Below are 16061 nucleotides of genomic sequence, written 5' to 3' on the forward strand. Positions count from 1 at the left end.
AAAAAAATATTATCTGGCTTAATTCCCAAAAAAAGGAATTCTGCAAATCATGCAGTATGGGATAAACAAGATTTATTGTTTCTATGCACGTGGGGAGAAGGAAATAATAGAACTGTAGGGATTGTGCATTTTGAGGATAAGGAAAGATCTCTCCCGCAAATAAAAATGATTTCTTGCGCGCCAGCACTTGAGGACTTTGATCAAATAGAGCTCTTTGAGAAGAGATTGCGTAGTCTCTCCTGGCCTCATAATACAAATGATATTGAAGGATGGAGAAAATCTTGGTCAAGCGCATTTCTGTTGGAATACTTGCAAAATGTTCATGACTCTGAGTCATTAACACAACAATTAGCAAACGAAGCGAGAAATATTAAGGAAAGAATAAAAAACGTTCTAGATGTAGAAACTGAAGCTGGAAATGTACATAAGCTATTTAAAAAATTCAAAAATAATTTAGTCTATGACATGACTGAAGATCAGTTTGCGGATATGTATGCTCAAACAGTGGTTTATGGTTTGTTTTCGGCTCGTTGCATGGATAATACACAGAATGATTTTAGTGCTGAAGAAGCAATAGAGTGTATTCCTAATACAAACCCATTTTTAAAAAGTTTGCTAAGGGAGTGCTTTGAAAATCATAATGGCGAAGCGTTATCGTTTGATGAATTGGAAATAGGAAATATAGTAGAGCTATTAAGTAATACAAACACAGAGTTAATTATTCAGGATTTCAATAGACAAACCGGAGGTGGAAAAGAGGATCCTGTTATTTATTTTTATGAGGGATTTCTTGATGCATATGAAAAAGAACAGAAAAAGAGGGGTGGGGTATATTATACACCGGCATCGGTTGTTAATTTTATGGTGCGATCTGTTCATAGCTTATTAAGAAGCGAATTTGATATAAAAAACGGAATGGCCTCCACTGTTACCAAAACAATAACAGTGAAAAAGATGAAGAAAAACGGCCAAAAATCTCTTAATGGACAGAGAATAGAAACTCCTATAGTACAAATATTGGATCCAGCAACAGGAACTGGAACGTTTCTTCGACAGGTTATTCTGCAGATTTATCATACATTTCGTACGGAAGGCAAATTCGTATCTAAGGAAGACTTTTATACTCAATGGAATGAATATGTCGATAAACAGTTACTGCCAAGGATCTATGGATATGAAATTATGATGGCTCCTTATGCAGTTGCGCATATGAAATTGGCAATGCTATTACAAAAAACAGGATACAATTTTAAGGGAACTAATAGATTGAATGTATTTTTGACTAATTCACTAGAAGAACCCGGGAATTCAGAAGCGCAGATGTCGTTATTCTATGATCCATTGGCGGATGAGTCAGTTGCTGCTAATGAAGTTAAAAAGAAAGAATGTATAAATGTATGCATAGGTAATCCCCCTTATAATGCTGCAAGTATAAACTCTGGAAAATGGATAATGGATTTAATACAAGAATATAAGATGGAGCCTGGCGGAATACAAAAGCTAGATGAGAAAAATCCCAAATGGATAAATGATGATTATGTCAAGTTTATTAGGTTATGTGAAGGTTATATTACCCAAAATGGTGAAGGAATTGTTGCTTTTATTAATCCTCATGGCTTTATAGATAATCCAACTTTCAGGGGTATGCGGTGGAATTTACTAAGAAAGTTTGATGCTATCTATATTTTGGATCTTCATGGCAATAGTAATAGAAAAGAAAAGTGTCCTGATGGTAGTAAAGATGAGAATGTTTTTGATATCCAACAGGGTGTAAGCATTAATTTCTTTATTAAATCTAAGAAGAGAAGAAATATGATGGCTGAAGTATATCATGCAGATCTTTGGGGGATGAGAAATTTCAAATACGATTATTTATTGCATCATTGTATAGACAACATTGAGTTTGAGAAAGTTGATGTAGTTGCACCAGAATACAATTTTAAACCAACAGATATAGGATTAAAAAATGAGTATATGCAAGGCTTTGCGGTGGATGAATTATTTAAGAAATATTCTGTTGGAGTTGTAACAGCAAAAGATAAAATCCTAATAAATTCTGATAGAGAAAAACTTAAAAATAATGTTTGTGAGTACTATAAAATTATAGCTGATGAGTCTAAGATTTTTCCAATTTATTATAGACCATTGGTTAAGCAATATATTTATTATGACACTCAACTTTTGGAAAGAAGCAGAGAAAACATAATGAGTTCGTTCTATGAGGACAATGTAGGTCTGATTACGGCCAGAAGTAATAAAGGGGATGATTGTTCTCAATTTTTGGTTACAGATGTCATGTCTGAAGCTAAATGTGGAGAGAGAACAACCCAATCAGCATTGTTTCCATTGTACATGTACTATGATGAGTTTGGTAGTAGAAAAAAGACACTAAATCTAAACAGTGAAATTGTTAAAAGAATAGAAGAATCATTAGGATACCATGAAGCAGAGAAGCTTCAACCGGAAGATATTTTATCGTATATTTATGCGGTTGTATATTCTGAAAAATATAGAGAAAAATACAAAGAATTTATAAACTCCTCCTTTCCCAGAATTCCATTTCCAACTGATAGGGAAGTGTTTTCTAAGCTTGTTATATTGGGAAGAAAACTAGTGAATATACATCTGATGCATGATTTACCTGAATCAAGTTATGAAGATTCGAGCCTAGTAGGTAAGACATTAGAAAAAGTGAAATATGCTAATAATACTGTCTATATCAATAAAACAGACGGCTTTGATGGTATATCAAAGGAAATTTGGGAATTCATTATGTGTGGATATCAACCAATTCAGAAATGGTTAAAAGACAATAAAGGTATGGTTTTTGATACAGCTTCAATAAAGCAACTTAGAAATATGCAATATTGCATTGGAGAAACTATAAAAATCATGCAGGAGATAAAAAAATGTCAGATATAAAGTTTGAAATAAAAGAAAAAATAGGGATCCTAGCTGAGAATGCAAAGGGGTGGACAAAAGAAATAAATCTCGTTTCATGGAATAATGGTGCAGCAAAGTACGATATTCGTGATTGGGCACCAGAACATGAAAAAATGGGAAGAGGAATAACCCTCACGGAGCAAGAGGCAAAGGAATTATACGTCCTTCTTGGAAAAAGTTTGGGATTGAAATAAATTAACTGAAAGAGAGATTTATATGATTGAAAACGGAGAAAAAATATCTCCTGTCTTGAAATGGGGAGGAGGCAAAAGGCAACTTCTTGATGAGATTTTGCCACTGATTCCTTCCCATACAAGGTACTATGAGCCATTTATAGGTGGAGCGGCAGTGCTTTTAGGATTTCTACCCAAGTATGGAGTTATTAATGATTATAATGAAGAACTTATTAATACATATAAGGTAATTAGGGATAACCCACGAGAGCTAATTAAAGAACTTAAGCTGCATAAAGAAAAGAATACTGTTGAATATTATTACGAAGTAAGGGCATGGGATCGTGATGAGGAAGCGTTTAAGGAATTAGGAGATATAAAGCGTGCAGCTAGGACAATATACTTAAATAGGACATGCTTCAACGGATTATATCGAGTTAATCAATCCGGTTATTTTAATACACCATGTGGTAGATATAAGAATCCAGAGATTGTATTTGAAGAGAGGATAAAGGCTATTCATGAGTACTTATCTCAAAACAAGATAGAAATTCGATGTGGAGATTATAAAGATGCCTTAAAACATATAAGAGCTGGAGCTTTTGTATATTTTGATCCACCATATATGCCACCTGAGAATGGGGATGAAACATTTACAAAGTATACGGTTGATGGCTTTGGGCAAGATAAACAAATAGAATTAAAGCGTATATGTGATCGATTGACTGATAAAGGCGTGAAGTTTATGTTATCTAATTCGTCGTGTAGTTTTATTAAAGAATTATATAAGGATTACAACATTCATATTGTTCAGGCCCGTAGAAGCGTGAGTGCTGATAAGGCAAAGAGACATATGATTGATGAAGTTATTGTGATGAATTATTGATATTGAGGTGTTTTTATGGCGCTAAGATTATGGCCTAGTGATTTTGAAAGAAAAGAACAATTTACTAAAGAAGAAAAAGCTTTGTTAAGAAGTGCCACACAAAACTTAGGCGAAGGTCATTTTGTTGTGGGGACAGACTTTCTGGGATTAAGTTCAGATCTTGTCAAAATGGGATTTTATATTGCTCCGAAAAAAGGGTTATTATCATTTTCTATCTATACTGAATCTATCAATATCGATAACATCGAAAGATATGAAAAATATGTGACTATGATAGAGTCAATGATTCATCAGAGGCTTCTAGATTCTAAATCTTTGATAGTAAGAGATGGCGATAGAAAATATCTAAAATTTCCATATAGGCATATGATTATCTTTGCAAATGAAAGAACTGGGGTATTAAGCGCTAAAGACGATAGAACAAGGCGGTTAGAGGCATATGCTTATGCACAGTTCTTATATCCGTTGGCCAAAAGAAAACTAGTGGCAAAAGTTATAAATACAGACTTCGCAAATGGTTGTAGGATTCCGTATGATCCCACTTTTAAGTCAATATCTGATTTAGAAAGCAGAGCCATATTTGAAAGATTGGCCCCAGAGTATTCAGTTGTCATCCATGAAAAAGAGAATATTCAGATAGAGCAAACGGTAAAGATACACTCTGACGAAGATTTCAGAATTACGGGTAAGGAAGCAGAGTATAAAACATTTTTTCTTGATGAATATCAGGTTGGATTAGTTAATGATATGGGCCGCGGGCACAGAGTGCTATTGGCCAATCCTGGAGCTGGGAAAAGCGTAATCTTATTATCTAAAGCATTCAAGTATGCAAGTTTATTCAAAGAATCAAAAGTACTATTAACCTGCTTTAATAGTAATCTGGCAGATTCTTATTTATTTAAAAAGAGTTGTGCTAATTTCGGGCAAAATAGAAATCTGTATATTATGACGCTTCATAAGTTGGTTAAGCGTTTATTTGAAGACTGCTTACATAAACATTGCGATTCAAATATAGCAACTCCGGAAGAAATACAGGAATGTCTAGACAAGGTTCGTTCTGGCGAAATAAAAATGAGATTTAAGGCGATATTTATTGATGAAGTGCAGATTTTTGAGCCAATATATCTAGAACTTTGTTATGCTCTTCTTGAAAAAAGCGAGGATGCAACCTTTTTGATGGCAGGCGATCTAAATCAAACAGTACGAGCTCAAAGCCGCAGAGGAGATGCGCCTTGGAAAAAGATAAACGGGGTTAATCTAGATTTCACAGGTAGAGTGAAATATATAGAGAAGAATTATAGAAATAGCAAGCAAATAGGAGATTACTTAAATCGTATGCTTCATTATATGAACGATCAAATGGAGCGAATGAATATGATTAGCCTAAAGGAGTTTGCATATGATTCTTTTGAGTCTGGAGACCATGAGGGAGTGGCCCTGAAAATTCAGACTGGTATCAATCGTACACAGATACAGTCCGCTGTGCTATCTGCAATCAAAGAAATTGTTAACAAATACAAGGTGGGGTATTCAGAAATAGCAGTTTTGTTCCCTTACAAGGAAAATAAAACATTGAATTATCATTTCATGTACTGGCTTACATCGGCTATGGATAAGGAAGATATCCCATATTCTCTTATAACGCCATCTATTGATGGAACGCCAACTAAAGTGAAATATAGTCAAACAAATGGTGTAGTCGTTTCAACAATTGATTCGTCGCTGGGATTAGACTTCAAGGCGGTTATTGTCAGTGGGCTTTATCCTTATAATTTTATTTTCCGTGATAGAGGGCAAAGATTTGATATTACATCATGGCAACAGATAAGCAATATGCATGAAGACAATCAGGAAAAGGTTCAAGTTCAGATTAGGAAATTATATACAGCATGCTCAAGAGCTAGAGAAATCCTCTATGTTGTAAGCGACTTAAAACAAGGGTCCCCATTAGAAAATATCATAGTTGAGGCAGAGAGGTAGAATTATGGCAAATAATTATAATATTTTAGCCAAACACATCGTTTCAAAGTATTCACGTAGGGTTTCAGGAAGCGACATCAATGGCTATTTAATTGGAGAAGAGCCTGCCAAAAGAGTTATGGTAGGTATGCTGGCTGAGAATAGGGTTAAAAATTCATTGACTGGTGGATACAAGGAAAATTCTGAAACACGTTTTGAAAGTGTGCCTTCTATCAGTGTGACATTTGTTGTGAAAAAAGAGGCTAAAGGATCCTTACATATTATTCCGCAAGGGTTGTTGTTCTATTCAGTGGCTGCGGATTATGAAAAAACATTAGCGTATGTTTTACAGACGTATTCAGAGAAGGATAGACATGTTTATGCCAATATCCAGGAATTGTGTGATGTTTATGCTGATCAGAAGTTTCCACTTCCCAGAAATTATAAATCAATTGATATTGCTGAATTTATGGGTGAAGGAATAGAACTTCAGGCTCAGGATTTTAAGACGGGAAAAAGAAGTCTGGAGTCGCAAATTAGTGCAAAACTTAGTGCTCTCACAGATAGAATTATGAATGAAATACGTATGATTCCTGATATGAGCATTTCTTTTTTTGATCTTGCCGATAAAGATAGATTTAAAGCCAAAAGTTCTGCTAAAGAAGGAATATCTCATCCCAATTGGACTATCGATATATTATGCAGCATAACAGAGGAGAAAGACTCTTATCGTTTTCTTCTCCAGATGGTAAACAATACTGTAACAAGCGATAACATGGATACTGGCTATGTTCCTAAGATTTTTAATGCTGGAATTAAGATTGTCGGTGATGAAGGCATAGTATTTCAGGACATAGAGCTTGATTATTTTAAAAATAGTTATAAAGCTAGACAACCGATATATGCTATTGCCGAGAATACATCTGCGAAATTTTTGGATGATGAAAATGCTATTCAAACAGATAATATACCAATCTATTATCAGGACCGTTTAAGGACTAAGGATCAATTCAATCAGTATATTACTTTTGAAAGACTGATTTCCAATCCTGTTGAAAACCTTAGAATGATACATTCTGAAATGATGAAGGATTATGAGAAAAGAGAGCAGGAGTTTTTTAACACAACATTCTCTAGTCCGGCAGCCAAGATGAAATTTCAAAAAGATTTAAATACATATCAGCAAGAAATTAGCAGATTTGAAAAGGGAATTAAGCAAATTGAGTTTAAGGATTGGGTAAAAAAAGCATTTGTTTATATGAATCAGACCTTTAGCACTGAAATTGGGACTGGTAGAAGTTATCCAGGTTGGCGTCTGTTTCAGATTGTATTTATAGTTTCTTTGATTAGTGAAATGATAAGAAGTGAATATAAGGACGATTCTACTCTTGCAGAGACGGATATTGAGGTTGCAAATCTTTTGTATTTTCCTACAGGTGGTGGAAAAACAGAAGCCTTTTTGGGATGTTGTGTATTCTCGATGTTCTTTGATAGACTACGCGGAAAAAATTATGGAATAACAGCGTTGCTAAAATATCCATTACGTCTGTTGGCTGTACAACAGTTGGAACGTGTTTTAGTAGTTGTGATGAAAGCTAATATTGTCAGGGAGTCAATAGCTGAAATAAAGAATACTCCAAGATTCGAGGTTGGTTTCTTTGTAGGTAAAGCTAATACACCAAATTCTATCTCTTCCCGAGAACAACTAAGTGATAGGGGGGATAGTAGCCATGGCTCAAGGGGACTCATATTAGAAAGTGATGAAGAAACTTTAAATGAATACTATAGGTTTATAGATACTTGTCCTATCTGTGGCAAGAAACATATTAGTATGCGTTTTAACAAAACAACATGGAAACTGGAGCATTATTGTGATAATCCAGAGTGTAAGGTTGATGAGCTACCACTGCGGATTGTCGATAATGAAATATATCGTTATTTGCCATCAATAGTAGTAAGTACTATTGATAAAATGGCAATGCTCGGTACAACGAATGAGTTTAAGATGTTGTTTGGTCAGGTTAAGAAATGGTGCCCTGTTCATGGATTTAGCTGCCAATCAAGGTGTTTGGTTGAACGTGAGGGATGTAGTGAAAGCCTTAGACAAATTAATGAGTTAAAGGATCCAGTCCCAACACTGTTTATCCAGGATGAAATGCACTTGGTAAAAGAGAGTCTGGGAACCTTTGACGCACATTATGAATCTTTTGCAAACTATTATGCCAAGAATCTGGTGCCGGAGAATCAGAGGAAACAGATTAGATTTATAGGTGCTACCGCTACCATTTCTATGTATGAAGAGCATATTAAACATCTGTATCATATGGCAGGTAGAAGATTTCCGTGTGAATATCCATCCATGACTCCGGGAGGAGATTTTTATTCATATACGGATAATAATGATGTTACAAGAATTATTCTTGGATACGCTCCATATGGAAGATCTATTACTAATGGAATGTGGGAATCTGTCTATATGATGAGAACGATATTGTATTCGTTAATGACTAATATAGAGGATACTTACAGAGAACTTGTAGAAGCAGGATTTGAAGGATCAAAGGAAGAGCTTCAAGAGATGCTTTACGATTATTGGATTGAACTTGTATATAACAACAGAAAACAGGATGCAATGGAGCTTGAAAATTCATTTAGGAATCAGGCAAACAACTTCCTCGAAGAAAAAGGCATTCCACTATTTAATCCAAAACAAATGACAAGTGATGTGGATTTCCAAGATGTAAGAAAAACACTGTTTGATGTCCAGGCAAATAGAAAAAACTTGGATAGTACAAACCTCATTTTAGCGACTAGCACTATATCTCATGGTGTCGATGAGGATTCGTTTAACATCATGTATTTCTTTGGTATGCCTAATAATAACGCTGAATATATACAGGCATATTCAAGAACTGGTAGAAAATATACTGGTATTGTTATTGATATCATCAGACTCATGAGGATACGAGATCGTTCTTATCTGAAAAACTTTGTTGTGTTCCATCAAAATAAAGATGATTTGGTTGAGGGAGTGCCTATTAACAGATGGGCAAAGAATGCAATATACAGTACATTACCAGGTGTTTTATCTGCAATCTTGATGCAGTATTACACGATTGAAAATGGCTTAGATTCGATGTACAAGGCTGTTGATTTAAAAAAGTTACTCCTTGAAGGAAAAATCAGAGAAGACGAGGTTATTTCACATCTTGTTGGCGCATATGCATGTAATGGAAGAGAAAAGTTATCTCTTGCTTACAAGGAAGTAATAGAAGAACAAGTTCATAAAGTTTTGGATGGTATTGCTAATGGAAATTTCACCAAGGATGATTTCCTTAGTGATGCAATAGCGAAATACACTCATGGCAAGAAGCGACCAATGATTAGTTTACGTGATACTGAAGAACAGATTGAAATAAAGATTTGAGGTAAGCACACATGAAAAGAGGAAAAAGCCAGGCTGTATATAAATTCCTGCCGGGAATGTGGGTATCTGAAAAAAATGACGCAGGGCGAGCAATAACAGCTCAAATCAATAACTGGAATAATAGAAAGATGGAGAATATCCATCATAACTTCATAGAAGGCGAGATAAAGAGGCAAATAGAACTATTTGGAAAGCGCGGTGGAGATATAAACGCGTTTAATCTAAATGGTGATAATTGCTTTATGGTTGTCGAGCCAGCGTGTATTGATGGCGTTCCTGATATTATTGGAACAATGTCTCCATTACTGTTTTATTGCAGTTCATGCCATTATACGTTTCAAAAAAACAATGCAAGCCAGGTTGATGGACGTACTTGGAAATGCCCTAATTGTGAGAAACAGTCTATAAAGCAGTTACAAATGGTTTATACATGTGAATGTGGATATGCGGAGCCTATTAAGAGGCCTTTTGTAAAAGGTGTTAAGGACTTACTATATAAGCCTAATATCAATCCAAATAAGATGTATTACAAGCAAGGCAATGCGGAAAAGGCCGCCGAGTTTGTAATTCCGTGTCCTACATGTAAGTCAAGACTGCTTCCTGACAACGCAGAGTCAAGTCGTAATTATAAGCCATTTTCTCTTAGAATTATCAATTTGGTTGATAAAAGAAGCGGAGACTTCTTTGAAAAGGGAGAAGAGGCTCAGAAGATTGTTATAGCAAAGTGGTTTGGAAAGTTATCTCAAGAAGATTACGAAAAGATTCTGGATAATGTCGCGGTTGCATTTAGCGACATGATGCGAAGCGATGAGCAAAGAAAAGAAGCGGAAGTAACTGTTCAAGGAATGGTTGATGCAGGACTCATAACTCAAGATCAATTCGACAAATTTGTAAGTAACATGCTTGCGACAAAGCAAAAAAATGGTGGAGTAGAACAATATGCAGCAGCATGTGATAACTTGTTTTCAACTATGAAAAAGGCTAATGAAGAGGTATATCAGCAATGGGTTAGCAGTTATTCATATAAGTTGATGCAGTATGACACTATCAAGTATGCGAAGCAAGTATACACTCTTCAGGATGCTATTGAAAAACAGATTGAATTAGAGTTTATTGATAGCCCGGATGATATTTTATTAATGAACAAGAAACTTGGCATAACAAATATGCAGGTTTCCTGTGATATAGATGTTATTAGTTGTACTTATGGCTACACACGTAAAACAGCAGATCCTGTTATAGCGCAAAAGCAAAATTCGAAGTGCAGATTAAAACTCAATGCTTACGATAAGACAAAAGATGGAAATGCGAATCTTGTTTACGGTGCAGAGTTAGAAACAGAAGGCATTTTATTTGAGATAAGTCAGCGAAAAATTATTGAATGGTTATATGCTAATAAAGTTATTAAAGAAGAGCAGCTTCCAGATCTTGATGACGAGTTATCTGTAAAGAAATGGTTTGCTGAAAATGTAAAAGGCGAGTTGGTTTCTGCTTTTGGAGAAATAGAAGACGCTGAGCAAATAACTAAATACGTTTTTTCTTTGCTACATTCGATGTCACATGCATTTATTAAGACTGCTGGAGAGATGAGCGGTTTGGCAGGTAACTCTTTAACAGAAATAATAATAGTTGAAACTGCCAGCATATTTATGTATGCGCAGACTACGCAAGCAGTTCCGCTGGGAGCTTTGTCTGGTATGGCAGAGAACAATTATGCACAATTTCTTAACAAGGTATACACAGATACGAGAAACTGTGTGTTTGATCCAATATGCTCTGAAAGAGATGATACTAGCTGCAGTGCATGCTTGATTATTCCTGAGATTTCATGTAACCATTTCAACAATGGTCTTGGTAGAAAATACATGTACACGATAGATACTTTAGAAGAACCACTTATTGGTTTCTGGGAGATGTGATTATGGCAATAATGTATCCAAAAGATATAGCACAGTATGCGCCTACTGAGTCTGAACAATTGGTGTTTTATGAATTACAACAACAGTTGCCGGATACATTTGAAGTCTTTTATTCAGTATCCTGGACATACACGAAGAATGGAAAAAAGGAAAAATCAGAAGCCGACTTTGTGGTTGTCAGCCCTAATTATGGATTTCTATGCCTGGAAGTGAAAGGAGGGAATGGAATAAGGGTTGAAGATAATGAGTGGACTATTTTAGATAGTACTCATGGTGATCGAAAGCTGACACGATCTCCTTATGAACAAGCAGAAGCAAGCATGTATTTTTTTCAGAAAGCGTATTCTAATGAATATAACTTGGATTACCAAGGAATATATGGTGCTGGCGTAGTATTTCCATTTTATAAAGTTAATGAAATCGAGAAATTAAGCAATCGTTCTGAGGTTTGTACCATTGATAGTACTGGAATGAATGATCTACATAACAGAATTAAAAAGATGTTTAAATTCTGGGGTGGTTCATCATATGGATTTAAGCTCTATGAGAAAAATCAGCATAAATCCTTTGTAGAAATTATTCGAAAACGAATAGCTATTAACGCGGCAGCAGGAGCTCTTGTGAAGTATAAAGAGCGACAGTTTAAAATGGTTAATAAAGTACAGGACGGCTATGTTTATTTTTTGTCTAATATTAGGCAGTTTTATATTAGAGGTGGAGCTGGTACAGGAAAAACATGGATTGCAATGAAGCTCGCTGAACTAGAGGCAGGTGATCCAAATAAATCTGTTATGTTTTTGTGTGCTTCACCAAACTTGGCAAAGATGGTGAGAGAAAGACTTTCAAATAAGATAGAAGTGTATGACATAAAAACACTTATAAAAAAAATATCGTTGAATCCTGAAAACTACCAGGCGCCACGCTATGAGGGAATCAACGATTCTATCAGGGAAGATGCAGATAAATTCGACGCGATTTTTATTGATGAGGCGCAAGATTTTTCTGAGGATTTGGCTTTTTTGACAAAAGCGTTGTTAGTTGATGAGCATGAATCAAGGCTTGGTGTTTTTTATGATGATGTACAAGTGTTTAGAAAGGACAGCTTTGGTGATGCTTTTATGATTTCTACTCCACCATTTCTTTTACATGAAAATATAAGAAATACAGCTAATATATACAGTTGGGCGATGGAGAATACAGAACTTGGCACAGATGTGATTGTAAATCCAGTTGAAGGACCTTGGCCAGTTTCTGAAAAAATTAATGATATAAAACATCTGAAGCATCGCCTTGAAAACTTGTTCAACAAGTTTTTAGAGGATGAAGGTTTGGATAGTTCATCATTAGTAATACTGACGGAGAACGCAGACAATTTCATTGATTTATGTGGGACTTCAATAGCGAAATGGAAATTTGTAAAAGAATATACAGATAAGATTGATGAGATAAAGGTTTCTTCAGTGGAGGACTTTAAGGGACTTGAATCAGATATGATAGTGTATGTTCATGCGAATGGTTCAACAGATAATTCCAACTATATAGCATATACCAGGGCTAGGTATTATTTGATGGAGTTGATTATGAGTAAATATTAGTGTGGGAAAGGGGCAAGAAAATGAGTATTTGGCTTTTTAGAGCGGGAAAAAATGGCGAGTTTGAAGCTAAGTTTTTGAATGAGAAAAGAATATATCTTACATGGGATGGATTAAACATTAATCTTTCAGAATACAAAGATAGAGAAAAACTGTTAGAAAAACTTCAGGAATTATATTCTGGAGAGAAGACAAATACTATAAGAAATTGGGCTTCCCAGATATATCCCATTGCACATCGTATAGAAAAAGGTGATTGGATAGTTTTGCCAAGTAAACTGTCCAGTACAATTCATTTTGGAAAAGTTGTGGGAGGTTATTCTTTTGACGCTGATGCAGATAATCCATACTATCATTTTAGAGATGTAGAATGGTTTGCTACAGATGTGCCAAGAAATAACTTTGATCAAGACTTGCTATATTCGTTTGGCGCGTTTATGACAGTATGTAAGATTACTAGGAATGATGCAGAAAATCGCATTAAGCAGATGGCTGAGAACAATTGGAAAACCAAAAGCGGACCAATAAAAGTATTTGCCGATGCTGATGATACTGAGAGTCATTCGCTTACGAATATTGAAGAAGCTGCAAATGATTCTATTTCAAAGTATATTATTCGGAAATTTCAGGGTTATAAAATGGAACAGCTTATAGCTGAGATTCTTAAGGCCAAAGGGCTTACGGTATATCATAGTAAGCAAGGTGCAGATGGGGGGAAAGATCTACTTGCTTCTGGTGGAGAAATGGGGTTTGGCTCACCGAAGATATGTGTACAAGTTAAATCACAGGATTCTCCTATAGATAGAGCTACATCAGATCAGCTTGGAGGGGTTATGTCTAAGGTTGGGGCCGAATATGGTCTTCTTGTATCGTGGAGTGGGTTTAAGAGTAGCGTCGAGCAGGAGCGTGGTAATCAGTTCTTTAGGATTCGGTTGTGGAATTCAAACGATGTTATTAAGGAAATTTTCGATAACTATGATAAACTAAGCGCTGAAATTCAGGCAGATATTCCACTTAAAAGAATTTGGATGCTTAGCGATGATGGCGAATAAAACAACGCAAGAACAAAAAATGATTGAATTGATATCTTAAAAGAAAGACATTGTTTTGAAATATAAAAGAGGCTGAAGAAATGGGGGCACAAACAAAATGAATCTGCAGAAAAATGAAGGAATACCAAAGAGATTAAAAGATTTTTGGGTGATGAATTGGAGGGTAATGCTTCTTGTTGTGGGAATTACAATAGTAATGGTTGTTTTATATTTTATAAATCAGTCACTTGTAGAGGCTATAAGTAATATCACAGCGCTTCCAGCTTTCATTATTTCGTTCTTTGTGATTAATGCTGTAACAATATCACGTGGCAATTTAGAAGCATATCACAAGAAAAAAACATTGACTGAAAGTATAAATAGACAACGTCAGCAGGAGGTAAAAAAAGTATTTGATGACAGCCTGAGCCAAGTAAGGAATAATTATCAAAAATATAAGACTTATATCCGCAATAAAAGAAATAAGACTGAAATATCACCTTCAATGGTAAATCAATGCCAGAGCGAATTTAATACTTTAAGGGATTTTTATTTACAAACATTTGATTATGTCAAAGGGCAAATATGTGATACGGATGGTAATTTAGGCATGTTGGCCGATTACGTTGATGATAATAATGATTATGTTTTAAGAAAAGAAGAATTTGATTTCATGAAAGAATTCTTTGAGAGGGAGATTATTCCGAATGAGTATTTTGTGGTGTCTGAAGGACAAGGTAGTAACACCTCAGAAGATGCAAAATTGGAAACATTAGAAAATGTATTTGGTGATCAAAGAGATGTATTTGGTAAATACTTAAAAATATGCCAGAGCATACAGAGCTCATTAGAGGGGGATTTATCATGAAACCATATATGTTTATTACAGTGGATCAGCCGGCAGGAAGGTTTTATGTGACAACGATTAATGCATCTGTGCTAATTCCCATATCTCAGTCACAAACAAGAACTCCATACAACACAACAGGCATTCAAAGAATGTTACTATCAGATAGAGTGTCTTCAATAGCAACATATTGTAAGGGAACAGAAGCGATGTTTCCGACACCTATAATTTTGTCTGGAGATAGTAAATATTTTAGGTTTTATAAGGGACTATCAACAGATTATTCATTGACTGAAAAAAATATAGAAGATGTAGAGTATGCTAATTTAGATGCAGGATATTTAACTATTGATTCTGACGCAATAATAAGGGATCACCGATTTTTATCAATAGTGGACGGACAGCACAGATTAGCAGGAATAAGTGAATCAGGACTTGCTAATAAATTTGATTTACTAGTTATGTTTGTTTTTGATACTGAGGCGGCGCAAGATGCGGAGATTTTTTCAATTATTAATAGAAATCAAAAGCAAGTTTCTAAATCTCTTGTATATGATTTGTACGGATTAAATGATAACCCTACGGTTGAGAGATTTGCTCATGAAGTAGTAAAGGCTATGAATTCATTAGAATATTCTTCTATGCAGTATTGTATCAAAATGCTCGGATATAAGACGGACAATTATAATGATAGCGGAGAGTTGGTTCCTCAACTTGTTTCTCAAGGCTCACTAATGAGTGAGCTGATGAAGTTAATCACGAAGGATTCAACAAAAGACAACCTTTTGACATCTGAAGGACAAATGATTAGATTTGAAGCAGGTGATGAAAAACGAGTGTTTAGACGTTATTACGCGTATGATGAACTGGTACTGATGCAAGCTCATTGCATTGCTTTTTTCAATGCATGGATCAAACAGTTGGATTTATGCAGCTTTTCGAGAAATTCAATTATGTACAAAACTATAGGATTTGTTGCAGGCACTAAAACGCTTCAAATTGCTTTTAATGAATTAGTAGCTTCTTTTACAGGGGAAAGAAGCTATTCAGGGCAGAATATGAATAATGAGGAGTTTGATGGAAAAGCATTGGTAGAGCAATATGAGTCAATATACTCTAAATATTTAGGTACTTTAAATTTTTCAGATATTCGTGTGGAATCAATCTCATCAAGCCAATCAGGTGCAAAAAAAATAGTAGATATTTTGTTTGCTAAGAGTCAGTTTTAAGTGTAAATCAATATACTCATGTAAAGAGCCTTTCGCGAAATCCCAAGGTACGGAT

Annotated in this window: 10 protein-coding genes; all 10 read left to right on the top strand. The window is 35.1% G+C overall.

Annotated elements, in window-relative coordinates; all coding sequences use genetic code 11:
• Positions 1-2922 (top strand): type ISP restriction/modification enzyme (locus tag BM294_RS14345; RefSeq protein WP_091209639.1); only part of this gene is annotated, 2922 nt, incomplete at its 5' end.
• Positions 2910-3137, top strand: a complete 228-nt coding sequence (locus BM294_RS14350; RefSeq protein ID WP_091209641.1) for a YdbC family protein — start codon at positions 2910-2912, stop codon at positions 3135-3137. The genes BM294_RS14345 and BM294_RS14350, both read left to right, overlap by 13 nt.
• 22 nt (positions 3138-3159) lie before the next feature.
• Entirely contained in the window at positions 3160-4002 is an 843-nt protein-coding gene (locus BM294_RS14355) for a DNA adenine methylase (protein ID WP_091209643.1), read from the top strand.
• Between the two features lie 15 nt (positions 4003-4017).
• A complete protein-coding gene (locus BM294_RS14360) occupies positions 4018-5982 on the top strand; it encodes an AAA family ATPase (RefSeq protein ID WP_091209645.1) in 1965 nt (654 codons plus the stop codon).
• A 4-nt stretch (positions 5983-5986) separates the two neighbouring features.
• Positions 5987-9388: a DEAD/DEAH box helicase family protein gene (locus BM294_RS14365; protein ID WP_091209647.1), complete on the top strand. Its 3402-nt coding sequence runs from the start codon at positions 5987-5989 to the stop codon at positions 9386-9388.
• An 11-nt stretch (positions 9389-9399) separates the two neighbouring features.
• Complete coding sequence (locus BM294_RS14370) at positions 9400-11307, top strand: hypothetical protein (RefSeq protein WP_091209648.1); 1908 nt, start codon at positions 9400-9402, stop codon at positions 11305-11307.
• 2 nt (positions 11308-11309) lie between these two features.
• A complete protein-coding gene (locus BM294_RS14375) occupies positions 11310-12902 on the top strand; it encodes a nuclease-related domain-containing DEAD/DEAH box helicase (protein ID WP_091209650.1) in 1593 nt (530 codons plus the stop codon).
• 20 nt (positions 12903-12922) lie between these two features.
• Positions 12923-13951, top strand: a complete 1029-nt coding sequence (locus BM294_RS14380; protein ID WP_091209652.1) for a restriction endonuclease — start codon at positions 12923-12925, stop codon at positions 13949-13951.
• 97 nt (positions 13952-14048) lie between these two features.
• Positions 14049-14798, top strand: a complete 750-nt coding sequence (locus BM294_RS14385) for a hypothetical protein (RefSeq protein WP_091209654.1) — start codon at positions 14049-14051, stop codon at positions 14796-14798.
• Entirely contained in the window at positions 14795-16006 is a 1212-nt protein-coding gene (locus BM294_RS14390) for a DGQHR domain-containing protein (protein WP_175494711.1), read from the top strand. The genes BM294_RS14385 and BM294_RS14390 overlap by 4 nt, the downstream gene beginning before the upstream one ends.
• Positions 16007-16061 lie beyond the last annotated feature (55 nt).

Source organism: Oribacterium sp. WCC10 (assembly GCF_900113415.1).
GTDB lineage: Bacteria > Bacillota > Clostridia > Lachnospirales > Lachnospiraceae > Oribacterium.

Coding starts and splice junctions, on each gene's coding strand:
- BM294_RS14355 (WP_091209643.1), top strand. CDS start 3,160: ATGATTGAAAACGGAGAAAAAATATCTCCTGTCTTGAAATGGGGAGGA.
- BM294_RS14380 (WP_091209652.1), top strand. CDS start 12,923: ATGAGTATTTGGCTTTTTAGAGCGGGAAAAAATGGCGAGTTTGAAGCT.
- BM294_RS14375 (WP_091209650.1), top strand. CDS start 11,310: ATGGCAATAATGTATCCAAAAGATATAGCACAGTATGCGCCTACTGAG.
- BM294_RS14365 (WP_091209647.1), top strand. CDS start 5,987: ATGGCAAATAATTATAATATTTTAGCCAAACACATCGTTTCAAAGTAT.
- BM294_RS14390 (WP_175494711.1), top strand. CDS start 14,795: ATGAAACCATATATGTTTATTACAGTGGATCAGCCGGCAGGAAGGTTT.
- BM294_RS14370 (WP_091209648.1), top strand. CDS start 9,400: ATGAAAAGAGGAAAAAGCCAGGCTGTATATAAATTCCTGCCGGGAATG.
- BM294_RS14360 (WP_091209645.1), top strand. CDS start 4,018: ATGGCGCTAAGATTATGGCCTAGTGATTTTGAAAGAAAAGAACAATTT.
- BM294_RS14385 (WP_091209654.1), top strand. CDS start 14,049: ATGAATCTGCAGAAAAATGAAGGAATACCAAAGAGATTAAAAGATTTT.
- BM294_RS14350 (WP_091209641.1), top strand. CDS start 2,910: ATGTCAGATATAAAGTTTGAAATAAAAGAAAAAATAGGGATCCTAGCT.